This window comes from Pseudonocardia charpentierae (assembly GCF_031845345.1).
Taxonomy (GTDB): domain Bacteria; phylum Actinomycetota; class Actinomycetes; order Mycobacteriales; family Pseudonocardiaceae; genus Pseudonocardia; species Pseudonocardia charpentierae.
In genome coordinates, this window is sequence record NZ_JAVREJ010000008.1 from 66994 (window position 1) to 88914 (window position 21921).

Genomic DNA, 21921 nt, shown 5'->3' on the forward strand with positions numbered 1-21921 from the left:
CCACACACCGCGGTCCGGACTGTGCAGGTAGGCGAGCACCGGCCCCGCCCTGTCAACACTCACCCCGCCACGGTATCCGTCGCCCCCGACGGTTCCGTCAGGCGGGCGTGGGAGCGCCCGCCGGTCTACCCGCACGGGCGACCCCGGCCGCCAGCTCGGCGGCCATGTCGCGCACGCCGTCGGGACCGCCGCGGTCCGCCGCCGACACCAGCGCCGAGCCGACGATCACCGCGTCGGCGAACGCGGCGACCTCGGCGGCCTGCTCGCCCGAGCGCACGCCGAGACCGACACCGATCGGCAGCGACGTGTGCGGGCGGCACCGGGCGACGATCGTCGCGGCCGCCGTGTCGACGGTGCCACGAGTGCCCGTGACGCCCATCGTCGACGTCGCGTAGATGAAGCCGCTGCTCGCCGCGGCCGTCGACGCGATGCGTTCCTCCGTCGACGAGGGCGCGACCAGGAAGATCCGGTCCAGGCCGTGCGCCTCCGACGCCGCGAGCCATTCGTCGGCCTCGTCCGGGATGAGGTCCGGCGTGATGATCCCGAGGCCGCCTGCGGCCGCGAGGTCGCGGGCGAAGGCGTCGACCCCGTAGCGCAGCACCGGGTTGAAGTAGGTCATGACGACGGCCGAACCGCCGGCCGCGCTGATCCGCTCGACGACGGTGAACAGGTCGCGCAGCCGGAAACCGGCGCGCAGCGCCGTGTCCGCCGCAGCCTGGATCACCGGGCCGTCCATCACGGGGTCGGAGTACGGGACGCCGACCTCGACGAGGTCGCACCCGCCCTCGATCGCCGCGGTGAACAGCTCGACGGAGCCGTCGACGGTCGGGTAGCCCGCGGGCAGGTACCCGACCAGCGCACCGCGGCCGTCGGCGGCGCAGCGGGCGAAGACATCGGCGACGCTCCCCGCACTCCCTCGCTGCGCTCGGTCGGCGCTTCGCGAACGCGCTGCGCCAAGTTCGCTCGCAAGCTCGCTCACAGCTGGATCCCTTCGGTCTGTGAGGCCGGGTCGGCGAACGACTTCTCGGGACGCCCGGGATCACGTCCCTGGGCGATCGCGGTGCCGTCGGCGTCTTCCGCGCTCTCCCCCTCGCCGATCATGCCGAACCACTTCGCGGCGGTGTCGACGTCCTTGTCGCCGCGGCCCGACAGGTTCACGAGGATCACCGCGTCCGGGCCGAGCTCGCGGCCCAGCTCCAGCGCACCGGCGATCGCGTGCGCCGACTCGATCGCCGGGATGATCCCCTCGGTCCGGCAGAGCAGGGCGAACGCGTCCATCGCCTCGGCGTCGGTGACCGGCCGGTACTCCGCGCGGCCGAGGTCCTTGAGCAGCGCGTGCTCCGGGCCGACCCCGGGGTAGTCCAGGCCCGCCGAGATCGAGTACGACTCGGAGGTCTGCCCGTCGTCGTCCTGTAGCAGGTAGCTCATCGCGCCGTGCAGCGCGCCCGGCGAGCCCGCCGACAGCGTCGCGCCGTGGCGCCCGGTCTCGACCCCGTCGCCGCCGGGCTCGAAGCCGACCAGCCGCACGGCCGGGTCGTCGAGGAAGGCGTGGAAGATCCCGATGGCGTTGGATCCCCCGCCGACGCAGGCCGCGATGGCGTCGGGCAGCCGTCCGGTGCGCTCGAGCACCTGCTCGCGGGCCTCCATGCCGATGACACGGTGGAAGTCGCGCACCATCGTCGGGAACGGGTGCGGCCCCGCGACCGTGCCGAGCAGGTAGTGCGTGCTGTCGACGTGGGTGACCCAGTCGCGCAGCGCCTCGTTGATCGCGTCCTTGAGCGTGCGGGAGCCCAGCGTCACGGGGATGACCTCGGCGCCCAGCAGCCGCATGCGCGCGACGTTCAGCGCCTGCCGGCGGGTGTCGACCTCTCCCATGTAGACGACGCACTCCAGCCCGAGCAGCGCGCAGGCGGTGGCCGTCGCGACGCCGTGCTGTCCCGCGCCGGTCTCGGCGATCACCCGCGTCTTGCCCATGCGCTTGGTCAGCAGCGCCTGGCCGAGCACGTTGTTGATTTTGTGCGAGCCGGTGTGGTTCAGGTCCTCGCGCTTGAGCAGGATCCGCGCACCGCCCGCGTGCTCCGACAGGCGCGTCGCGTCGGTCAGCGGCGAGGGCCGGCCGGTGTAGTCGCGCTGCAGGCGGTTCAGCTCGCCGAGGAAGTCGTCGTCGTGACGCGCCTTCTCGTAGGTGGTGGTCAGCTCCTCCAGGGCGGCGACCAGCGCCTCCGGGACGAACCGGCCCCCGTAGCGGCCGAAGTGTCCACGCGCGTCGGGCTCGTGGCCCGAGGGGGTGGCGATGCCGTCGCCGGCCTGGACAGAAGTGGTCATCACGCTCCCTCGCTGACGCTCGGTCGGCGCGCTGCCCACGTCGCTGTGTCTACGGGTTCGCTCGCAAGCTCGCTCACCGGACCATTCTGGAACACGACGGGTGGAAGCCCGCGGCCACCAGCCCCCGCACCGCCGCGCGGGGGTCGCCACTGGTCACCAGGCCCTCGCCGACGAGCACGGCATCCGCGCCCCAGCCGGCGTAGGTCAGCAGGTCGCCCGGCCCGCGGACGCCCGACTCGGCCACGCGCAACACGTCGCTGGGCAGGCCGGGGGCGATGCGACCGAAGACCGAGCGGTTGACCTCGAGGGTGTGCAGGTTGCGCGCGTTCACCCCGACGAGGCCGGCACCGGCCTCCAGGGCGCGGTCGGCCTCCTCCTCGGTGTGCACCTCGACCAGCGCCGTCATGCCCAGCGACTCGACCCGGTCCAGCAACGACGTCAGCACGTTCTGCTCCAGCGCCGCGACGATCAGCAGCACGAGGTCCGCGCCGTACGCCCGGGCCTCGTGGACCTGGTAGGGGCTGACCACGAAGTCCTTACGCAGGATCGCCACGTCCACCCGGGCGCGGACGGCGGCGAGGTCGGCCAGCGACCCGCCGAACCGGCGCTGCTCGGTGAGGACGCTGATCACCCGGGCGCCGCCCTCGGCGTAGGCCACGGCGAGCTCCGCGGGATCCGGGATCGTGGCGAGGTCGCCCTTCGACGGGCTGCGCCGCTTGACCTCCGCGATCACCCCGATGCCGGGGGCGCGCAGGGCGGTCATCACGTCGCGCGGGGGCGGGGCGGCGGTCGAGCGGCGCTTGATCTCGGCGAAATCGACCTGCGCCTCGCGGACGGCGAGGTCCGCGCGAACACCGTCGACGATGGAGTCGAGGACACTCCTGCCGTTCTGGCTCATCCCGCTGGTCCCCCTCCCCGCTCGGCCGTGCCTGCTCTCCCGGGCTCGGACGTCCCCGACATGCTAGACATTGCCGCCGGACGCGCCGCCGTCGGACCGGCCCGCGCCGGCGTCGCCCGCCTCGACGGTGGGGTCGACACCCGCGTCCAGCGCCTCCCACGTCGCCCGGTCCGGGTCCGTCGCCGCCTGCTCGGGACGTGCCGAGTAGCGGGCCCCCAGCCGGGGCAGGCGGCGGTCCGCGGCGACGAGCGCAGCCCCGGCTGTGATCAGCAGTACCGCGCCGAGCGCCGCCAGGAGCGGCCCGGGATGCGACGCGACGGAGTCGGCGACGGCGGTGCCGCCCGCGGGTGCACCGGGCAGGTCGGCGAGGTCGGCGGGCGACGGCGGGCTCACCAGCAGCCGCACGACCATCACTCCGACGTAGCCGCCCGCGGCCGCGACCAGCGCCCCCAGCACGCGACGTGGCAGCCCGGCCACCGCGACCGCCGCGGCGACGGCGGCCAGGGCGAGCAGCGCGATGCCCGACAGCGCGGGGAGGAGATCGGCGCCGGTCGCCGTCACGTCGACGGTGCCGCGCCCCACCGCGTCGACACCGGCGGTGAACCAGGCGAGGCGGGCGGCCCCTTCGAGCGCGGCGGCTCCCCCGGCCAGAGCCAGGCTCACCAGCAGCAGGAGCCGGCCGGCCGATCGGCTTCCCCGACGAGCGGGAGTCTCCGTCACCGGGTGCCGTGCGCCGCCGGGTCGCCGCCGTCGGCACCCGTGCCGAGGCGCGGGGGCACCACCGCGGCGTCCGCACGGTCGTCCAGCCCCGGGGTGCGCAGCGTCGCCGCCGTGGCCACCGCGGACAGCACAGCACGCGCCTTGTTCAGCGTCTCGGTGTCCTCTGCCTCCGGGTCCGAGTCGGCCACGATCCCGCCGCCGGCCTGGACGTAGGCGATCCCCTCGCGGACCAGCGCCGTCCGGATCGCGATGGCGGTGTCGGCGTTGCCCGCGAAGTCGAGGTAGCCGACGATCCCGCCGTACAGCCCGCGGCGCGTCGGCTCGAGCTCCTCGATGATCTCCATGGCGCGCACCTTCGGCGCTCCCGACAGCGTCCCTGCCGGGAAGCAGGCCACCACCGCGTCGACGGCGTTGCACTCCGGCCGCAGCGTGCCCGTCACCGTCGAGACGAGGTGCATGACGTGGCTGTAGCGCTCGACGGAGAAGAAGTTGTGCACCTTGACGCTGCCGGGCTCGCAGACGCGGCCGAGGTCGTTGCGGCCGAGGTCGACGAGCATGACGTGCTCGGAGCGCTCCTTCTCGTCGTACCGCAGGTCCTTCTCCAGGAGCTCGTCCTCCTCCTCGGTGGCCCCGCGCCACCGGGTGCCGGCGATCGGATGCGTGGTCGCCTTGCCGTCGAGGACCGTGACCAGCGCCTCGGGGCTCGAGCCGACGATGTCGAACCGCTCGCCGGCCGCGCTCTCCAGCCGGAGCAGGTACATGTACGGGCTGGGGTTCGTCGCGCGCAACACCCGGTAGACGTCGAGCGGGTCCGCCGTGCACTCCGCCTCGAACCGCTGCGACACCACCACCTGGAAGGCCTCGCCGGCACGGATCTGCTCCTTGGCGGCCTCGACGGCGGCGTGGTGCTCCGCGGGCGAGCGGCGGCGGGTGAAGTGCGGCTCGGCCGGGTGGTAGGAGGCGACGGTCGCGGGCGCGGGCGCGGTGAGCTCGGCGGTCATCCGGTCCAGCCGGGCGACGGCGTCGTCGTAGGCCTCGTCGACGCGCTCGTCGCTGGCGTCCCAGTTGATCGCGTTGGCGATCAGGGTGACCGTGCCCTCGTGGTGGTCGACCGCGGCGAGGTCGGTCGCGAGGAGCATCACCAGCTCGGGCAGCTTCAGGTCGTCGACGGCGAGCGTCGGCAGCCGCTCCATCCGGCGCACCGCGTCGTAGCCGATGTAGCCGACCAGGCCCCCGGTCAGCGGCGGAAGCCCCGGCAGCGGCTCGCTGTGCAACTCCTCGACGACGGCCCGCATCGCCGCGAGGGGGTCGCCGTCGGCGGGCAGGCCGGCGGGGACCTCCCCGGTCCACGTCAGCGATCCGTCGACCTCGGTCAGCGCCGCCGCACAGTGCGCCCCGACGAACGACCAGCGCGACCAGGAGCGCCCGTTCTCCGCCGACTCGAGCAGGAACGTGCCGGGCCGGTCGCCGGCGAGCTTGCGGTAGACCCCGATCGGCGTCTCGTCGTCGGCAAGCAATCTGCGGACCACCGGGATCACCCGGTGACCGACGGCCAGCTCCCGGAACTCCTCGCGGGTGGGGGCGACCGCACCGAGCCGAGCCGCCTGGGGCCGACCGGCCGTGGAGGTGGGCGCAGAGGTCATGGGTCTCATCGTCGCAGACGCCGCCCACCCCTTTGCACGGCGCGAACGTCGTCCCGCGGGGCCCCGCTTCGGCCGCACGATCAACCGACCTGATCGTCCGGCGCCAACACGGTCCCGAGCGGGGCGATTTCTGGCCACACGATCAACCGAGCTGATCGTCCGGCACCAACACGGTCCCGACCGGGGCGATTTCCGGCCACACGATCAGCGAGGTTGATCGTCCGGGCGTCGCGTCCACCGGACGAAGCGGACACCGGCCCCGCTTCGCGTTGCGGCCACGGCGGCCGCCGCCCCCGCAGAGGAGGATGGACCCGTGACAGCAGCCGAGCGCACCCCCGGCGCTCCCCGTCGACGCGGACGGCGGCCCGGCGGGGCGGACACCCGCGCCACCCTCCTCGAGGCCGCCCGTGCCGAGTTCGCCGAGCGCGGATACGAGGGCGCGACGGTCCGGGTGATCGCCGAGCGCGCGGGCGTCGACCCCGCGATGGTCAACCACTGGTTCGGCGGCAAGGAGACGCTGTTCACCGCCGCTCTGGACATGCCGCTCGACCCCAAAGCGCTGATCGCAGACCTGCTGCCGGGCGACCCCGACGGGCTCGGAGAGCGCATCGTGCTCCGCTTCCTCACCATCTGGGACCACACCGGGGGCGGCCGGAGGCTGGCCGCACTCGTACGCAGCGTCGCCAGCCACGACGTCGCGGCCCGGATGATGCGCCAGTTCGTGGGCATGTTCGTCCGCCGCGTCGTCTCGTCCGTGGCGCCGGACCAGGTCGAGCTGCGCTCGGCACTGTGCGCGAGCCAGCTCGTCGGTCTCGGCATGGTGCGCTACGTGCTCGAGCTCGAGCCCCTGGCGTCGGCCGACCACCCGACCGTCGTCGCAGCGATCGCGCCGACCATGCAGCGCTACCTCACCGGCTCTCTCGGCTGAGTCCACGCCCGCGGTGATGCGGCAGGCTAGCCACGTGCCGCCCGCTCCGGAGATCCGCTCGCTCACCCCCGACGACGCCGACGCCGTCGCCGACCTCGACACCGAGGCGTTCGGATACCCGGCTCCCACCGGACCTGCGGCGGAACAGTGGCCGACCGTCGGCTCCCGTGCGTGGGGTGTCCTGCGCGGGCGGGATCTGGTCGCGGCGGCCGAGGTCCGCGAGCTCGCCTCGTGGTTCGGTGGCACCGCCGTGCCGACCGCCGGTATCGCCGCCGTCGCGGTCCGCCCCGAGCACCGCGGCACCCGGCTGCTGGTTCCGCTCTTCCGGCAGATGCTCGCCGACGCCCGCGCCCGGGGCGAGGTGATCTCCACGCTCTTCCCGACGGCACCCGGGATCTACCGTCCGCTGGGATACGAGATCGTCGGTGAGCTCGCCGACGTGGAGGTCCCCGTGGCGTCGCTGGCCCGGATCCCGGCGCCGGAGGGGATCGTGCTCCGGCGGGCGGACCCGGACGACGAGCCCGACGTCGTCGTCCGGCGCGCCGTCTACGACCGCTGGGCCGCCGCCCAGAACGGGCCGCTGACCCGGCAGGGGCCACAGCAGCGCCCGCTCGGCCGCGAGGCTCCCGACGACTGGGACACGGTCACGCTGGCCTTCGACACCGCCGGGGAGCCGGTCGGATACGCCGCATGGCGCCGCACCGACGGCTACCAGGGAGGTACCGCGACGGTGACGGTGCACGAGTTCATCGCGCTCACCGGAGCCGCCGCAGCCGCGCTGTGGCGCCTGTTCGGCGGGTTCGAGAGCGTGGCCGGCACCGTGGCGCTCCGCACATCGGGTGGGGACGCCACCCGGCTGGTCCTGCCCGCCGCACCCTGGCGACCGATGCGGCAGTGGCCCTACGGGCTGCGGCTGCTCGACGTCGTCGGGGCGTTCCGCGCCCGGGGTGCCGCGCCGATCGACGCGACGCTTCCGTTCCGCGTCATCGGCGACGGTCTCGACGGCACGTACCGGCTCACCGCCTCCGGCGGCACCCTGTCCTGCGAACCGGCCGCGGCCGACGGCCCGGCCTTCACGGGCAGAGGCCTCGCGCTCGCCTACGCCGGGGTGCAGTCGTGCGCGAACCTGCGGTTCGTCGGCCTATTGAGCGGCCCGGACACCGACGACGCGCGCTGGGACGCCTTGCTCGGCGGCGGCTTCGCCATCCGCAACTACTTCTAGGCTCCGCCCAGCAGCAGGTCCGCGTCGAAGCACGTCCGGTCGCCGGTGTGGCACGCCGCCCCGACCTGGTCGACGACCACCAGCAGCGCGTCGCCGTCGCAGTCGAGCCGGACCTCGCGCACGTGCTGGACGTGCCCCGACGTGTCGCCCTTGATCCAGTAGTTCTTCCGGCTGCGCGACCAGTAGGTGGCCCGGCCGGTGGTCAGCGTGCGGTGCAGCGCCTCGTCGTCCATCCACGCCACCATCAGGACCTCGCGCGTGCCGGCCTGCTGCACGACGGCGCAGACGAGACCGTCCGGCGTCCGCTTGAGCCGGGCCGCGATCGCCGGGTCCAGCCCCGACTCGCGCACCGGCGGTTCGACCGTCGTCACCGGACCTCCACGTCGTCCGCGCGCAGCGCGTCCTTGACCTGCCCGATCCGCAGCGTGCCGAAGTGGAAGACACTTGCCGCGAGCACGGCGTCCGCGCCCGCCCGCACCGCAGGCGCGAAGTGCTCCACCGCCCCGGCGCCGCCGCTGGCGATCACCGGCACGTCGACCGCCGCACGCACCGCCGCGATCATCTTGAGGTCGAACCCGGCGCGGGTGCCGTCGGCGTCCATCGAGTTGAGCAGGATCTCCCCCACGCCCAGCTCCTCGCCCCGGGCCGCCCACTCGACCGCGTCGATCCCCGTGCCCTGACGGCCGCCGTGCGTGGTGACCTCCCAGCCGGACGGCGTCGGCGCAGCGCCCTCGGGCACCGTCCGCGCGTCGACCGACAGCACGATGCACTGCGACCCGAACCGGCGCGCCATCTCGCCCAGCAGTTCGGGCCGGGCGATCGCCGCGGTGTTGACCGACACCTTGTCCGCGCCCGCGCGGAGCATGCGGTCGACGTCGTCCGGGGTACGGATCCCGCCGCCGACGGTGAGCGGGATGAACACCTGCTCGGCCGTGCGGCGCACGACGTCGACCATCGTCTCCCGGCCGCCCGACGACGCCGTGACGTCGAGGAACGTCAGCTCGTCCGCGCCCTCGGCGTCGTAGACGGCGGCCATCTCGACGGGGTCGCCCGCGTCGCGCAGGTTCTGGAAGTTGACGCCCTTGACCACCCGCCCGGCCCCATCTGGTCCAGAGGAGACGTCCAGGCAGGGGATGACCCTGACGGCGACGGCCATCAGCTGGCGGCCGGCTGGGCCGGGGCCACCGCGCGCACCGCGGCAAGCGCCTCGGGCAGCGTGAAGCGACCGGCGTACAGCGCCTTGCCGACGATCGAGCCCTCGATGTTCGCCCCCGCTGCCGCCGCCTCGGCCAGCGCGACCAGGTCCGACACCTCGGCGATCCCGCCCGACGCGATCACCGGCGCCTTCGTGGCGGCGGCGACGGCGCGCAGCAGGTCCACGTTCGGGCCCTTCAACGTGCCGTCCTTGCTGACGTCCGTGACGACGTAGCGGGCGCAGCCGTCGCGGTCCAGGCGCTCCAGGGTCTCCCACAGGTCGCCGCCGTCCGTGGTCCAGCCGCGGGCGGCCAGCCGGTGGGCGCTGTCCTTGATCTTGACGTCCAGCCCGACCGCGATCCGCTCGCCGTACTCGGCGATCGCCTTCGCACACCACTGCGGGTTCTCCAGCGCGGCGGTGCCGAGGTTGACGCGCGCACACCCCGTGGCCAGCGCGCGTTCGAGCGTGGCGTCGTCGCGGATGCCGCCGGAGAGCTCGACGGCGACGTCCAGCTTGCCGACGACGCCGGCGAGCAGATCGGCGTTGCTCCCGCGGCCGAACGCGGCGTCGAGGTCGACGAGATGGATCCACTCGGCGCCGTCGCGCTGCCAGGCCAGCGCCGCGTCCAGCGGGTCGCCGTAGCCGGTCTCGGTGCCGGCCTCGCCCTGGACGAGGCGGACGGCCTGGCCGTCGGCGACGTCGACGGCGGGCAGAAGGGTGAAACTCACGCCACGGAGAGTACCGACCGGAGGTCGGGCTCTCGACCAGCTCACCCCTTAGCCGTCCGGAGCGCCTGCGCGGTCGGCGCGCGGCCGTGGGCGAGCGGTCCTAGCGTGGTCGTCGTGGACATCTCAGGAGCGCGGGCGGTGGTGGCGGGAGCGACCGGGGTGTTGGGGGGCGGCATCGCCCGCGCCCTCCACAGCGGTGGGGCACGCGTCGCCCTCGCGGGACGCGACGAGCGGAAGCTGGCGGCACTGGCGGACGAGCTGGGTGGCGCCCCTATCAGTGTGTTCGACGCACTCGACCTCAAGCGTTGCGCGGCGGCGGTCGACGAGGCCGCGGACGCGCTCGGCGGGCTGGACGTCGTCGTCGTCGCGATCGGGGTGGCCGCGTTCGGGCCGGCCGACGCCGCGGACGACGCCGTGACCGAGCACCTGCTGGCGGTGAACACGAAGGCGCCGATGGCGTTGGCCCGCGCGGGGGTGGCGCGGATGACCGACGGGGGCGCGGTCGCGGTGCTGTCGGCGATCCTCGCCGACTACCCGACCGCGGGGATGGCCGCGTACAGCGCGAGCAAGGCGGGCCTGTCGGCGTGGCTCACCGCGGTGCGGCCGGAGCTGCGGCGCCGCGGGGTCACGGTGTTCGACGTCCGCCCGCCGCACATCGAGACCGGCCTGGCAGGGCGGGCGATCGCCGGTCAGGCGCCGCCCATGAAGGCGGCGGCGACGGTCGAACAGCTGGTCTCGCTGGTCGTCGACGGGATCCGGACCGGGCGCCGTGAGCTGCGCTACGACCTGCAGAAGGGCGAGTTCGCCGGACGCTGAGACCGGGCGTCAGCCCACCACGTCGCGCAGCCAGTTGCGCAGCACCGCCGCGCCCGCGTCGCCGGACTTCTCCGGGTGGAACTGCGTGGCCGCCAGCGCGCCGTTCTCCACGGCCGCGACGAAGTCCTCGCCGTGGTTCGCCCAGGTGACCAGCGGCGGGCGGATCGCCGTCGACACCTCCATCTCCCACCGGCGCACGCCGAAGCTGTGCACGAAGTAGAAGCGGGTGTCGGCGTCCAGGCCGGCGAACAGCGTCGATCCGACCGGCGCGGACACGGTGTTCCATCCCATGTGGGGCAGCACGTCCGCCTTGAGCCGCTCGACGGTGCCCGGCCACTGCGCGCAGCCGTCGGTGCGCTCGTCCCACTCGACGCCGCGGTCGAACAGCACCTGCATGCCCACGCAGATGCCCAGTACGGGGCGGCCGCCGGCGAGACGGTGGTCGATGATGCTCGGCCCGTCGACGGCGTGCAGGCCGGCCATGCAGGCGGCGAACGCGCCGACGCCGGGGACGACGAGCCCGTCAGCCTCCAGCGCCGCGTGCCGGTCCGCGGTCACCGTCACGTCCGCACCCACACGGCGCAACGCACGCTCGGCAGAGCGCAGGTTGCCCGATCCGTAGTCCAGCACGACGATCCGCGACACCTCCCCAGGATAGGTGACCGCGGACGCAAGCCCCTCGGGCACGGGCCGGAGATGGGCGCCCGCGCACCCGGCATGGGCGGTCGACACCGATGGTCGGGGAGCCCGACCTTCCTAGCGTTCCTCTCGACCCGTCGAGAGGAACCGATCATGACCGAGCACATCCCCACCGTCGTCGTCGGCGCCGGCCAGGCCGGGCTCGCGCTGAGCCACTGCCTCACCGCGCGCGGCCTCGAGCACGTCGTGCTCGACCGCGGCACGGTCGCGCACAGCTGGCGCACCCAGCGGTGGGACTCCTTCAGCCTGCTCTCCCCCAACTGGCAGACCCGGCTGCCCGGCTACCGCTACCGCGGAGCGGATCCCGAAGGGTTCATGACGGGCGCGCAGGTCGTGGCGTTCTTCGAGGAGTACGCCCGGTCCTTCGGCGCACCGGTGCGATGTGGCGTGACGGTGCGGCGCATCGCCCCGATCGGCGACGGCTGGCTGGTCGCCACCGACGCCGGCGCGCTGACCGCCGACACCGTCGTCGTGGCCACCGGCGACCTGACCCACCCGCGCATTCCCGCGCTGGCCGGCGACCTGCCACCACCCGTCGCCCAGCTGCACACCAGCGCGTACCGCAACCCGGCTCAGCTACCGGCGGGAGCGGTGCTGGTCGTGGGCGCCGGGCCGTCGGGGCAGCAGATCGCGGCCGAGCTGGCCCGCAGCGGGCGGCGGGTGCACATGGCCGTCGGGCGGCACCGTTGCCTTCCGCGCCGTTACCGCGGCCACGACACGTACTGGTGGATGGACCGGCTGGGCATGCTGCACCGGACGGCCGACTCGCTGGCCGCCGGCGCCCGCCGCTCACCCAACGCGGTGCTCGCCGGGGGCACGCGCGACCTGGACGTGCGCCGGCTCGTGGCCGAGGGGGTCGTGGCGCACGGCCGCCTGCTCGGGGTCGACGGTCGGACGGCCCGCTTCGCCGACGACCTGCCCACCACGCTGGCGACCGCCGAGGACAACGCCCGCCGGTTCCGTGCCTCGGTCGACGCCCACGTCGCCGCGACCGGGGTCGACGTTCCCGCCGAGCCTGTTCCCGAGCCGGAGCCGGCCCGGTGGATCACCGACGCGCCGCGCGAGCTGGACCTCGGCACCGTCGCCGCGGTGATCTGGGCGACCGGGTTCCGCCGCGACCACGGCTACATCGATGCGGACGTGGTCGTCGACGGCGAGCCGGTGCACGACCGCGGCGTCACCGCCGCTCGCGGGCTGTACTTCCTGGGGCTGCGCTGGCAGCACCGCCGCAGCTCGAGCTTCATCGACGGGGTGGGCGGCGACGCCGACCACATCGCCGACCACATCGCCCGGTACCGGGTCGGCGAGCTCGCGGCTGCGGTGTAGCCGACCCACGACGAACGGGCCAACGGGCCACCTCCGATCGGAGGTGGCCCGTCTCGTCGTGCCCGGTCAGGCTGCGCGTCGAGTCGTACCGGTCGCCTCGTCGTCGTCGAAGGAACGCACCACGGCCACCTCGGGCCGCATGGCAGCGCTCTCGGTGCGCAGGAGGTCCCCGACGTCGCTGAGGTCCCAGTCGTAGGCGGCGATCCGCTCGGCCACCTCGACCAGGGGGCGCGCCAGCGCGTCCCGCTCGGCCTCGTAGCGGGCGAAGGCTGCCCGGTTGCCGTCGAGGGCGGCCCTCGCGAGCAGCTCGGCGTCGCGCAGCGCGTCGGTGATGCCGTGCGCGGTCAACGGGTCCTTGAAGTAGCCGGCGTCGCCGACCAGGGCCCAGCCGGGCCCGTGCGGGCGGCGCAGGAAGGCGGGCTGACCAGGGAACCCGCGCAGCCGGCCGACCCGGTCACCGCCGATGCCGGCGGCGGCCCGGACCGCGTGCATCTCCGGCATCCGGGCGAGGACAGCCGCGAACAACCCCCCGAGCCCCGCGTCGCGCTCGGCGGCGAACGCGGCCGCGGGCAGGCCGGCCCAGACGCAGACCTGCCCGTCGTTGGTCGGGATGATCCCGGCGGCGGCGCCGGGGCGGTAGAACCACTCGTAGGCGCTCGCGGCCGCGGCAGGCCAGTAGCCGTAGACGCAGGCGCTCGCCGCGCTGCCTTGCCAGGTGGTCGGGGCGGCGACGGCCCGCGCGACGCCGGAGCGCATACCGTCCGCGCCGACGGTGAGCGCCGCACCGGCGCGGTGCTCACCACCGTGCGGCCCGCGGACCCGGAACCGGACCCCGGTCACCCGGCCGGAGCGGTCGCGCTCCAGCTCGGTGACGTCGGCCCCGAATCGGGCCTCGACGCCCGCCTCGAGCGCCGCGGCCAGCAGCGCGGTGTCGAGCACCGGACGGCGCGGGGCGTAGAGCGGCTCCCGGAGCGCGACCGTCTCGGCGCGGTCGGCGTAGTGGAAGGTCGTGGCCGTCACCGGCGGCGTGCCGGCCGCGAGGATGCGGGGCAGGACGCCCCAGCGGTCGAGCTGGACGACACCGGCGCGCATCAGCGCGTGCGTCGAGAGGGTGTCGTGGCCGGGGTGGGTGCGATCGAGTAGGAGCACCCGCATCCCGGCCCGGGCCAGCAGCATCGCGGTGGCGGAGCCGGCGCAGCGGGCGCCGACGACCACGGCGTCGTACTCGGACATGGTCGGTTCCTCTCCGAAGACGGACGGCCGGGCCCGCCTGATCCGCCACACGTCGTGAACGGATCGATCACCGCGGGCCCAGCCGTCCGGGATGGGGTCCGTCAGACAGCGCCGTTGATCAGACAGCGCCGTTGATCAGACGGTGGTGACGTCGACGGAGATCGGGACACCGGCCGAGATCGAGTCGAACACGACGGAACGGTCGGTGCCGCGCTGGACGACCTCGCGCAGCTTGTCGGCCGGTGCGTCGCCGGCGATGCGGACCGACATGCGGATACCGGTGAACCCGTTGCGGAAGTCGACGGTGTTCGTGCCCATCGCGCCCTCGACGTTCAGGTCGCCCTCGAGCGTCGACTCGACCATGGTCAGCTTCACCTTGCGGGCGGCGGCCGAGTAGACCAGGGACGTGGTCACACACGCGGCGAGCGCGTGCAGCAGGTACTCGGCGGGGTTCGGACCGGTGTCGGTGCCGAGCAGGATCGCGGGCTCCCCCGCGTCCAGGGTGAAGGCCTCGGTGCGCGTGGTGTCCTCGTCGCACGCGGCGTAGAAGTCCTTGATCGTCGAGCGGTTGTGCGCGCCACCGAGCCATTGGTTGCGGGCCCGGAATCGGAATTCCGCGATCTCGGGCTGGGCCTTGATGGCGTCCAGGGTCGCGAACATCGTGGTGGTGTCGACGCCGTTGCGGACGGTCTCGGTCGCGGTGATGGTGGTCTCGGTCATGGTCCTTGCTCCTGTTCCTCGGTCGGGTCGTCCCCGGTGCCGAGAACACTGCGCTGATCGAGCCCGTCGCCCATCGGGGAACGTCACCCATCTCGACCCGGCCGTCGCCCATACTGGTGCCGGCCCGCTGCCCGGCCATCACGCAGTGGGCAGCAGGGGCTCGCCGAGTGCGGCGTCGAGCACCAGCTCCGGACGTGCCCACAGGAGGGACCCGCCGACTCCCGGCACGACGATGCGCTCGGCCGTGGGGATCCGGGCTGCCAGCGTGGCCCCCAGATCGGGCGAGTGGCTCGTGTCGTCGGCGCCGAAAAGCACGGTGACGGGCACGTCCAGCGCATCGAGATCGAGACCCCAGGGCTGCATCGCGAGCACGGTGTCGCGGACGTAGCCATCCGACCCCTGCCGGAAGCCGTCGTCGAGCGCCGCGCGGAGGAGTGCGCGGAAGGCCTTGTCGCCGAAGACCGCAGCGTCCGAGGGGGGATGGCCGCCGAGCACGAAGTCGAGGAACGACTCCGGTGAGAAGCCGGCGAAGCGGGCAGCAGCCTCGTCGGGATCCGCGGCGACGGCCGCGACCAGCTCGCGGAGCGGCTCGGGGAGCAGGGCGGTCGTGGAGGGGTGGGCGACCTCGTCGACCGGCGAGACGAGCACGAGCCTGTTCACCGGCCCGGCGAGGGTCGCCGCCAGTGCGAAGGGCGCGCCCTGGGAGTTCGCGACGACGGGCACGGGGTCACCGAGCGTCGCGGCGAGTCGGTGCAGGTCGTCGCCGACGCTCGCAAAGGTCTTGCCCTTGTCGGCGTCGGAGCTACCGAGTCCCGGCCGGTCGACGCTGAGCAGCCGAAGGCCGCGGCCGTCGAGAAGCTCCTCTCCGAAGCGCATGAGGCTGCCCGACGCGGCGCCGGGCACGAACAGCAGCGGCGCCCCGCCCGCCGGGCCGTACGCGCGGTGGGCGAGCGTACGGCCGTCGGCCAGGGCGAGGCGCCGGACGGGCGGTGCGGCGTTCACGGTGACACTCCTACCGACACTCCTACCGACACTCCTACCCCGATGCCCGCCCACGCACCGGCAGGTCGTAGCAGCGGCGGACGCTCGTGCCCCGTCGACGCAGGTCGGCGCCGTACACGTGCAGCGACGCCGCGACTTCTGGGCCGTCGTTGACGACGGCGTGGATGTCGCCCGGCGGCGTCAGCACCGTCACCTCGCCGCACGGGCCGACGGTGTGGCCGTCCTCGACGAGCCGGCCGTCGTCGATCCGGTAGCGGATCTCGTGCTCCTCGCCCCGGTGCACGCCGACCACGCACCAGGCGATGTGGTCGTGCACCGCGGTGCGCTGCCCGGGGCGCCACACCGCGGCGACCAGCGAGTACGCCCCGTCGTCGGGCACGTGCAGCAGGTGGGTCAGGTATCGGCGCGGATCGCCGGCCTCCTGCTCGGGAGTGAGCAGCCCGGAGCGGCCGAGGAACGGGCGCAGTGCCTCTCCGACGGCGTGCGGGACGTCGAGGCCGGCACGCGGAGCGCGGACGGCCTCGTCGAGCTGCTCGACGAGGACGGCGAGGGTGGGGACGAGAGCGGTGGTCATGGCGGGCTCCTTCGCAGGCGGCGGGCCTGACGAGAGTCCCGCCGCCACCACCGTCCCACCACGGTTGTGACTGCCCAGGTCGGGCGGCGTACCACCCACATCGCGGTGGGGCGGGGTGCTCACACCACCCCGAGCCGGGCGGACGCCCCGGCCACCTCGCGTCGCGAGGTGATCCCCAGCTTCTGCAGCACCGCGGACACGTGGTGGTCCACCGTGCGGACCGAGAGCACCAGCTTCGCGGCGATCTCGGCGTTGGTCCGGCCGTCGGCCAGCAGCCGGAGGATCTCCACCTGGCGGTCGGTCAGACCCACCGGGTTCGCCCGGGTGGTGGGCTTCGGTCCTCGCGGCACCGCGGTGACCCCGCGCTCGCGCAGCCTCCGGCGCAGCAGCGCCGCTGCCGGCCGGGCACCCAGTTCGTCGAGCATCCGCAGTGCCTCGAGGGTGGGTTCCGGTTCACCGGAATCGGCGAGCTCCAGCGCCTGCTCGTACGGCTCACCGCGCTCGGCGAACCCGCGCGCCGCCGCCCGCCAGTCGCCCCGTAGGCCAGCTGCGTACTCCGGCGGGCAGCCCTCGAAGGGTTGCACCGGCTCGCCGAGCCGGCGCAGCCATCGCAGGAGGTCCGCCCGTGGGCGCTCCGCTCCGGGGACCGCGGTCCGCACGGCAAGCACCGCTGCCGCGTCGCGGGCGTCGACCGCACGGCCGGTCAGCCAGGCCAGCTCGATCCGAGCCATCAAGGCGGGAGTGAGCTGGTAGCGGGCGTCGGTGCGCCGCGTGAAGTCGACCGCCCGGTCGACGACGGCCGCGGCGTCGTCGGTGCCCCGGCGCACAAGCAGCCGGGACAGCTCGGGAAGGCTGTGGCGCATCCCACCGGTCCCTGCGGTGGACAGCAGTCCGCGCAGCCCGGCCTCGGCGGCCTCCCACTCGCCGCGGACGGCTTGCAGGCGACAGCCGTAGGCGCGGATGGGGTCGAGGTAGATGTCGACGTCGCGCTCCTCCGCGTAGGCGATGGCCTCCGCGATCCGGCGTCCGGTCTCCGCGAGCAGGCCCATCTGCGACAGGTTCTCCACCAGCACGAGGTAGCCGGTCATCACGAACACGTGCGCCGACAACGCGGCGGCCGCATCGATGCCGGCGCACAGCTCGTCGACGGCGCTCCGGTCGCCGCCCTTGTGCCGCGCGTTGCCGTGCGCGATCTGGCCCAGGGCCACCAGGTCGGGCGCGTCCAACCGGCGCGCCATCGCCAGCGCCGCCGCACCCGTCCCGAGGGCCTCGTCCGTCCGGTCGACGTTGGTCTGCAGGCCGGCGAGGTAGGCCAGCGCGTAGGCGTGCTGCCTGCTGTCCGCGCCCGGCTCGAGCACCCGGACCGCCCGTTCGGCCGTGGCCAGGGCTTCCCGCGGCTGCACCAGCGCCCAGTGAGCCAGGGCGACGGTGATCAGCACCTCCGACAGCGGCCCGGACGCGCCGAGCGCCTCGTACAGCCCGGCCGCACGCCGGCCTGCATCCAGGGCGTCGGGCACGCGGTCGAGCGTGAACAGCGCCATGGCCTGCTCCTGCCACAGCGCCGCTTCCTCGGCGGGATCGAGGAGGTGGCGATGCCGGAGGGCCTGTTCCAGCAGAGCGACCTCCTGGGTGTGCGCGCCGAGCCGGTTCGCCGTGCGGGCGGCGGCCGGCGCGTGCGCAACGACAGCCGCCTCGTCCCCGGCCGCCACGGCGTGATGGACGACGCGCGCGAGGTCGCGGTCGGACCTGCCGAGCAGCGCCGCAAGGACGCCGGCGTTGTACTGCATCCGCACCGCCACGGGCAGCGCCGCCTCGACGGCGCGACGGGCCAGCTCGTGCCGGAACGCCACCGTCCCCGCCTGCATCTCCAGCAGCCCGCTCCGCTCCGCGCCGGCGAGCACACCCAGGTCGTCGACGACCGCGCGGGCCAGCGACAGGTCCACGCCGGCGGGCACCACGGACAGCTGCTCCAGCGCCGTTCGCTCGGCGGGACCGAGACGGTGCAGCCGGGCGATCACCGCGTCGACCACCGTCGCGGGCACGGCGCCCGAGACGGTGGCGGACCCCGTCGCGGCGGCCATCTCGGAGACGAAGAACGGGTTGCCGGCCGTCAGCCGGTAGAGCGGGGCCGACGTGGCCGCGGTGCCGCCGACCAGCCGGGCCACCGCCGCGCGGGAGAGCCGGGCCGGGGCGAGCCGGTGCACGGCGGGACCGCCCAGCGCGCCGAGCACCCGTTGCAGGGACGGCCCGACCTCCTCGTCGCGGTAGGTCGCCACGACCACGGCCGGCAGGTCGACCACCCGGCGCCCGACGTAGCGCAGCACGTCGAGGGTGGCGTCGTCGGCCCAGTGGACGTCCTCGAGAACGAGGACGGTCGGACGGGCACCGTCCGCCAGCTCCGTGAGCAGCCCGGAGAGCACCGCGTCGCGGTCACCCGTGGCCAGTGCCGTGGCGAGCGGCCCACCGGCGCCGCGGACCGCGTCACGCAGCGGGCCCAAGGTGCGCGGCGTGACGAGGTCGTCGCACGCACCGAGCAGGACGCGGGCCCGGTCGGGCCGGTCGAGGACGAAGGCGCGGACGAGGCTCGTCTTGCCGATGCCGGCCTCCCCCGAGATCAGCGCGACCGACCCCGTACCCCCCGTGGCCCGGCGTAGCGCGGTCTCGAGGACGTCCAGCTCGGCACCACGTTCCAGGACGAGCGGCCGCGTCACGGCGTCGGCTCCAGCGCCTCCGTCCAGCAGACCGCGGTACCGCTGACGGCCACGACGCCGTCGTCGCGCGCCACCTGCACGTCCAGGCCGGTGATCGGCTTGTCGGCGCGCGCGGAGGTCACCTCCACCGTGCCGGTGATGACGTCGCCCGGGCGGACGGGTGCGAGGAAGCGCAGGTCGAGCTGGAGGAACACGCTGCCGGGGCCGGGCAGGTCCTCGGCGACCACGGCGTTGAGCACCGCGGTCGTCACGCCGCCCTGGACGACGATGCCGCCGAACCGGCTGCGCGCCGCCACGTCGGCGTCGTAGTGCAGCGGGTTGCGGTCGCCCGAGATCTCCGTGAACAGCTCGATGTCGCGCCGTGTCACCAGTCTCGACCGGCTGGCCGTCTGGCCGACGCGCGGCCGGTCGGTCCGCGACTCCTCGACGTCCATGTCGTGCTCCTCGTCCGGGCCCGGCCGGGTGCCGGGATCGCCGACGACGCTAGGGGCACCGGCGCCGAGGACCAACGGATCGCGCTGCCCACATCTCGACCTCGGCTGCCCAGATCGCTGCCCAGATCTCAGTCCGCGGCGAGGCGGGCCGCCAGCGCCGCCGCCTCGCGCCGGGTGGAGACGTCCAGCTTCTGCAGCACGGCCGACACGTGGTGGTCGACCGTGCGGACGGAGACGACGAGCCGGGCCGCGATCTCGGCGTTGGTCAGCCCGTCCCCGAGCAGGCCGAGGATCTCCAGCTGCCGGCCGGTCAGCCCGGCCGGGTTGGCCCGGGTCGTCGCCTGCGGACCGCGGGGAACCCGGCGAACGTCGAGCTCCCGCAGCCGACGCCGGGTCAGCAGCGCCGCCGGCGCGGCGCCGAGCCCGTCGAACACGGCGAGCGCCTCCAGCACGGGCTCGATCTCACCGGAGTCGAGCAGCTGCACGGCCCGCTCGTACGGGTCGCCGACCCGCTCCCAGGCCGCCGCGGCCGTGCGCCAGTCGCCGCGGAGGTCGGCGGCGAACTCCTCCGGGCACCCGTCGACGGTCTCGGCCGGCCGGCCGAGGCGCCGCAGCCAGCGCAGCAGCTCCGCGCGGTCGCGCTCGCGGCCCGGCTGCGCCGTGCGGGGCAGCAGGGCGAGCGCGTCGCGGCCGAGGCTCGGGTCCCCGGTCAGCCAGCCGAGCTCCGCCGCCGCGGCGGCCGTCGGTACGAGGGCCTGCAGGCTCTTCGCCTGCTCGGCGTTCTCCCACGCCGCGGCCAGCAGCTCCCGCGCGTCCGGGGTGCCGCGGCGCACGGCGATCCGGGCGAGGCCGGGCAGGGCGTGGCGGGCGAGCATGCCGTGGTTGTCGGCGTCGTCGAGCAGGGCCCGCAGGCCCGCCTCCCCGCCGGCCCAGTCCCCGCGCAGCGCAGCGAGGCGATGGCGGTAGGCGTCCCACGCCCGCTCGGAGGTCGCGAACTCGCGGTTCCGGCAGTACGCCGCACCGGCCTCGAGCACCGCGTCGATCTCGCCGTAGCGGCCGTACCGCCACAGCAGCCCGACGTGGTTCACGTAGCCGAGAGCGACCCGCCCGTGCTCCCCTGCCGCCGATGCCTGGGCCAGCGCGCGGCGCAGCTCGTCCGGCCCGCTCGGGTCACCGAGCTGCCACAGCCCCCGCCCCCGATAGATCAGCGTCTGCGTCCGCAGCGGGTCGGCGCCGAGCCGCTCCCCCATCGCGAGGGCCTCGTCGAGCGCGGCCAGGCTCTCGCGCTCGCGGTCGACGTTGACCAGCACGACGCCCAGGTAGACCAGCGCGAACTGGAGGGCCGCGCTGTCGCCGGCGGGCCGCAGCAGGTCGACGGCGCGCGACGCGGAGGCCACCGCGTCGTCGGTGCGCATGTTCGTCCACTGCTGCAGCGCGAGAGTGGCCAGCGCCCGGCCGAGCGCGCTGCGGTCGTCGAGCCGTTCGCGCAGCCGGACCGCCCGCTCGGCGGCCGACAGCGCCTCATGGCGGTGGTTGGCGTGGAACTCCGCCCACGCGTCGGCCTCGCAGAGGGCGGCCTCCTCGTGCCGGGTGAGCAGCTCCCGACGTGCGAGCGCGGCCCGGTACAGCATCGCCCCCTGGTCCTGGGCGCCCGCCGCACACGCCCGCCGCGCGGCCTCCGGGGCGTGCGCGACCACCGCGGCGTCGTCACCGGCGGCCACGGCGTGATGCACGATCCGCGCCGGGTCGACCCCGTCCCGGTCGCGCAACGCCGCGAGCACGCGAGCGTTGAGCTCGATCTGCACACTGCGCGGCAGCGTCCCCTCCACCGCACGCCGGGCCAGCTCGTGCCGGAAGGCCACCGCGTCCGGCCGCACCTCCAGCACCCCGATGTGCTCGGCATCCGCGAGCAGGGTGATGTCGCCGAGAAGTGCCCGCGCCAGGGGCACCTCGACCCGCGAGGGCACCACGGCGAGCTGCTCCAGCGCGGACTGCACCGGCCGGTCCAACCCGCGGACCCGCGCGAGAACGGCGTCGACGACGGTCGGCGGCACGCCGTCGGAACCGGCGGCGAGCGCTTCGGTGACGAAGAACGGGTTGCCTGCGGTGAGTGCGTACAGGCGAGCCGACGTGGCCGTCGTGCCGCCGGCGAGCCGGGCGACGGCCGCCCGCGACAGCGGAGCCAACCTCAGACGGTGGACCCGCTCCCCGCCGAGCGCCCCGAGCACGCGGCGCAGCGGATGGCCGCGGCCCAGTTCGTCGTCACGGTAGGTGAGCACGAGCAGTGCCGGCAGGTCGGCGATCCGGCGCGCGAGGAACCGCAGCACGTCGAGCGTCGCCTCGTCGGCCCAGTGCACGTCCTCGACGAGCAGCACCGTCGTGGGCCGCGCCAGCTCCGCCTCGATCCCGCTCAGCACGGCGTCCCGGTCTCCCCGGGTCAGAGCATCGCCCAGCGACCCGGCGCGCACGGCGTCGCGCAGCGGACCGAACGTGCGCGGGGAGAGCAGGTCGTCACAGGTGCCCGCGAGCATGCGGACCGTCCCCGCGACCTCGCGGGAGAACGCCCGCACGACGCTGGTCTTGCCCGCGCCCGCCTCACCGGAGAGGAGCACGGCCGAGCCGGTGCCGGCGGCCGCCTCGGCGAGGCAGGTTCGCAGCCGGCTCAGCTCCTGGTCGCGCTCCAGCAGCACCGGCCCCATCGGAGGATGGTGCATCCTCGCCGGTGGGGAACACCAGAGGCGACCTGC

At 74.6% G+C, this 21921-nt stretch carries 20 protein-coding genes; 4 read left to right on the forward strand and 16 right to left on the reverse strand.

All coding sequences use genetic code 11. The features are described from left to right. Positions 1 to 97: 97 nt before the first annotated feature. The 5 genes from trpA to RM445_RS13470 form a co-directional block, all read right to left on the reverse strand. Positions 98 to 979, reverse strand: a complete 882-nt coding sequence (gene trpA, locus RM445_RS13450) for a tryptophan synthase subunit alpha (protein ID WP_311556558.1) — start codon at positions 977 to 979, stop codon at positions 98 to 100. Then, entirely contained in the window at positions 976 to 2325 is a 1350-nt protein-coding gene (gene trpB, locus RM445_RS13455) for a tryptophan synthase subunit beta (protein WP_311556559.1), read from the reverse strand. Before trpB ends, trpA begins: the two co-directional genes overlap by 4 nt. Positions 2326 to 2398: 73 nt before the next feature. Beyond that, positions 2399 to 3223: an indole-3-glycerol phosphate synthase TrpC gene (gene trpC / locus RM445_RS13460; RefSeq protein ID WP_311556560.1), complete on the reverse strand. Its 825-nt coding sequence runs from the start codon at positions 3221 to 3223 to the stop codon at positions 2399 to 2401. 63 nt (positions 3224 to 3286) lie between these two features. After that, positions 3287 to 3886: a Trp biosynthesis-associated membrane protein gene (locus RM445_RS13465; protein ID WP_311556561.1), complete on the reverse strand. Its 600-nt coding sequence runs from the start codon at positions 3884 to 3886 to the stop codon at positions 3287 to 3289. Positions 3887 to 3939: 53 nt separating this feature from the next. Continuing rightward, on the reverse strand, positions 3940 to 5586 hold the full coding sequence (locus RM445_RS13470; protein ID WP_311556562.1) for an anthranilate synthase component I: 1647 nt from the start codon (positions 5584 to 5586) through the stop codon (positions 3940 to 3942). 313 nt (positions 5587 to 5899) lie between these two features. On the opposite strand from RM445_RS13470, the gene RM445_RS13475 reads away from it, so the two are divergent. Beyond that, positions 5900 to 6514: a TetR/AcrR family transcriptional regulator gene (locus tag RM445_RS13475; RefSeq protein WP_311556563.1), complete on the forward strand. Its 615-nt coding sequence runs from the start codon at positions 5900 to 5902 to the stop codon at positions 6512 to 6514. A gap of 34 nt (positions 6515 to 6548) precedes the next feature. Next, positions 6549 to 7736 carry a GNAT family N-acetyltransferase gene (locus tag RM445_RS13480; RefSeq protein WP_311556564.1) on the forward strand — a complete coding sequence of 396 codons (1188 nt, stop codon included), beginning with the start codon at positions 6549 to 6551 and terminating at the stop codon, positions 7734 to 7736. Here the strand turns inward: RM445_RS13480 and hisI are convergent. From hisI to priA, 3 genes are read right to left on the reverse strand one after another with little or no spacing between them, the layout of a single operon-like run. Continuing rightward, positions 7733 to 8086, reverse strand: coding sequence for a phosphoribosyl-AMP cyclohydrolase (hisI, locus tag RM445_RS13485; RefSeq protein WP_397469296.1), 354 nt, complete (start codon positions 8084 to 8086; stop codon positions 7733 to 7735). The two genes, RM445_RS13480 and hisI, sit on opposite strands and share 4 nt — an antisense overlap. 17 nt (positions 8087 to 8103) lie before the next feature. Next, the gene (gene hisF / locus RM445_RS13490; protein ID WP_311556566.1) at positions 8104 to 8892 is read right to left on the reverse strand and encodes an imidazole glycerol phosphate synthase subunit HisF; all 789 of its coding nucleotides are present in this window, start codon (positions 8890 to 8892) and stop codon (positions 8104 to 8106) included. Beyond that, entirely contained in the window at positions 8892 to 9659 is a 768-nt protein-coding gene (priA, locus tag RM445_RS13495) for a bifunctional 1-(5-phosphoribosyl)-5-((5-phosphoribosylamino)methylideneamino)imidazole-4-carboxamide isomerase/phosphoribosylanthranilate isomerase PriA (RefSeq protein WP_311556567.1), read from the reverse strand. Before priA ends, hisF begins: the two co-directional genes overlap by 1 nt. Before the next feature lie 114 nt (positions 9660 to 9773). Here priA and RM445_RS13500 point away from each other — a divergent pair, with 114 nt between their 5' ends. Continuing rightward, positions 9774 to 10475, forward strand: coding sequence for an SDR family NAD(P)-dependent oxidoreductase (locus RM445_RS13500; protein WP_311556568.1), 702 nt, complete (start codon positions 9774 to 9776; stop codon positions 10473 to 10475). A 9-nt stretch (positions 10476 to 10484) separates the two neighbouring features. Here RM445_RS13500 and hisH read toward each other — a convergent pair whose 3' ends face one another. After that, complete coding sequence (gene hisH, locus RM445_RS13505; RefSeq protein ID WP_311556569.1) at positions 10485 to 11120, reverse strand: imidazole glycerol phosphate synthase subunit HisH; 636 nt, start codon at positions 11118 to 11120, stop codon at positions 10485 to 10487. A 147-nt stretch (positions 11121 to 11267) separates the two neighbouring features. On the opposite strand from hisH, the gene RM445_RS13510 reads away from it, so the two are divergent. Continuing rightward, on the forward strand, positions 11268 to 12500 hold the full coding sequence (locus tag RM445_RS13510) for an NAD(P)-binding domain-containing protein (protein WP_311556570.1): 1233 nt from the start codon (positions 11268 to 11270) through the stop codon (positions 12498 to 12500). A 66-nt stretch (positions 12501 to 12566) separates the two neighbouring features. On the opposite strand, the gene RM445_RS13515 is transcribed toward RM445_RS13510, so the two are convergent. From RM445_RS13515 to RM445_RS13545, 7 genes are all read right to left on the reverse strand, one after another. Then, a complete protein-coding gene (locus tag RM445_RS13515) occupies positions 12567 to 13733 on the reverse strand; it encodes an NAD(P)/FAD-dependent oxidoreductase (protein WP_311556571.1) in 1167 nt (388 codons plus the stop codon). Positions 13734 to 13868: 135 nt separating this feature from the next. Continuing rightward, positions 13869 to 14453 carry an OsmC family protein gene (locus tag RM445_RS13520; RefSeq protein ID WP_311556572.1) on the reverse strand — a complete coding sequence of 195 codons (585 nt, stop codon included), beginning with the start codon at positions 14451 to 14453 and terminating at the stop codon, positions 13869 to 13871. A gap of 138 nt (positions 14454 to 14591) precedes the next feature. Next, on the reverse strand, positions 14592 to 15455 hold the full coding sequence (locus tag RM445_RS13525) for an alpha/beta fold hydrolase (RefSeq protein WP_311556573.1): 864 nt from the start codon (positions 15453 to 15455) through the stop codon (positions 14592 to 14594). 34 nt (positions 15456 to 15489) lie between these two features. Further along, positions 15490 to 16029, reverse strand: a complete 540-nt coding sequence (locus RM445_RS13530; protein WP_311556574.1) for a cysteine dioxygenase family protein — start codon at positions 16027 to 16029, stop codon at positions 15490 to 15492. A 119-nt stretch (positions 16030 to 16148) separates the two neighbouring features. After that, a complete protein-coding gene (locus tag RM445_RS13535; protein ID WP_311556575.1) occupies positions 16149 to 18740 on the reverse strand; it encodes an ATP-binding protein in 2592 nt (863 codons plus the stop codon). After that, the gene (locus RM445_RS13540) at positions 18737 to 19174 is read right to left on the reverse strand and encodes a MaoC family dehydratase (RefSeq protein WP_311556576.1); all 438 of its coding nucleotides are present in this window, start codon (positions 19172 to 19174) and stop codon (positions 18737 to 18739) included. Before RM445_RS13540 ends, RM445_RS13535 begins: the two co-directional genes overlap by 4 nt. 128 nt (positions 19175 to 19302) lie before the next feature. Beyond that, positions 19303 to 21873, reverse strand: coding sequence for an AAA family ATPase (locus RM445_RS13545; RefSeq protein ID WP_311556577.1), 2571 nt, complete (start codon positions 21871 to 21873; stop codon positions 19303 to 19305). Positions 21874 to 21921 lie beyond the last annotated feature (48 nt).

Bases quoted from the DNA above. Each gene is read 5' to 3' on its own strand.
- trpC (WP_311556560.1), bottom strand. From the start codon at position 3,223: ATGAGCCAGAACGGCAGGAGTGTCCTCGACTCCATCGTCGACGGTGTT.
- RM445_RS13515 (WP_311556571.1), bottom strand. From the start codon at position 13,733: ATGTCCGAGTACGACGCCGTGGTCGTCGGCGCCCGCTGCGCCGGCTCC.
- RM445_RS13520 (WP_311556572.1), bottom strand. From the start codon at position 14,453: ATGACCGAGACCACCATCACCGCGACCGAGACCGTCCGCAACGGCGTC.
- RM445_RS13510 (WP_311556570.1), top strand. From the start codon at position 11,268: ATGACCGAGCACATCCCCACCGTCGTCGTCGGCGCCGGCCAGGCCGGG.
- hisF (WP_311556566.1), bottom strand. From the start codon at position 8,892: ATGGCCGTCGCCGTCAGGGTCATCCCCTGCCTGGACGTCTCCTCTGGA.
- trpB (WP_311556559.1), bottom strand. From the start codon at position 2,325: ATGACCACTTCTGTCCAGGCCGGCGACGGCATCGCCACCCCCTCGGGC.
- RM445_RS13470 (WP_311556562.1), bottom strand. From the start codon at position 5,586: ATGACCTCTGCGCCCACCTCCACGGCCGGTCGGCCCCAGGCGGCTCGG.
- RM445_RS13545 (WP_311556577.1), bottom strand. From the start codon at position 21,873: ATGGGGCCGGTGCTGCTGGAGCGCGACCAGGAGCTGAGCCGGCTGCGA.
- RM445_RS13530 (WP_311556574.1), bottom strand. From the start codon at position 16,029: ATGACCACCGCTCTCGTCCCCACCCTCGCCGTCCTCGTCGAGCAGCTC.
- RM445_RS13540 (WP_311556576.1), bottom strand. From the start codon at position 19,174: ATGGACGTCGAGGAGTCGCGGACCGACCGGCCGCGCGTCGGCCAGACG.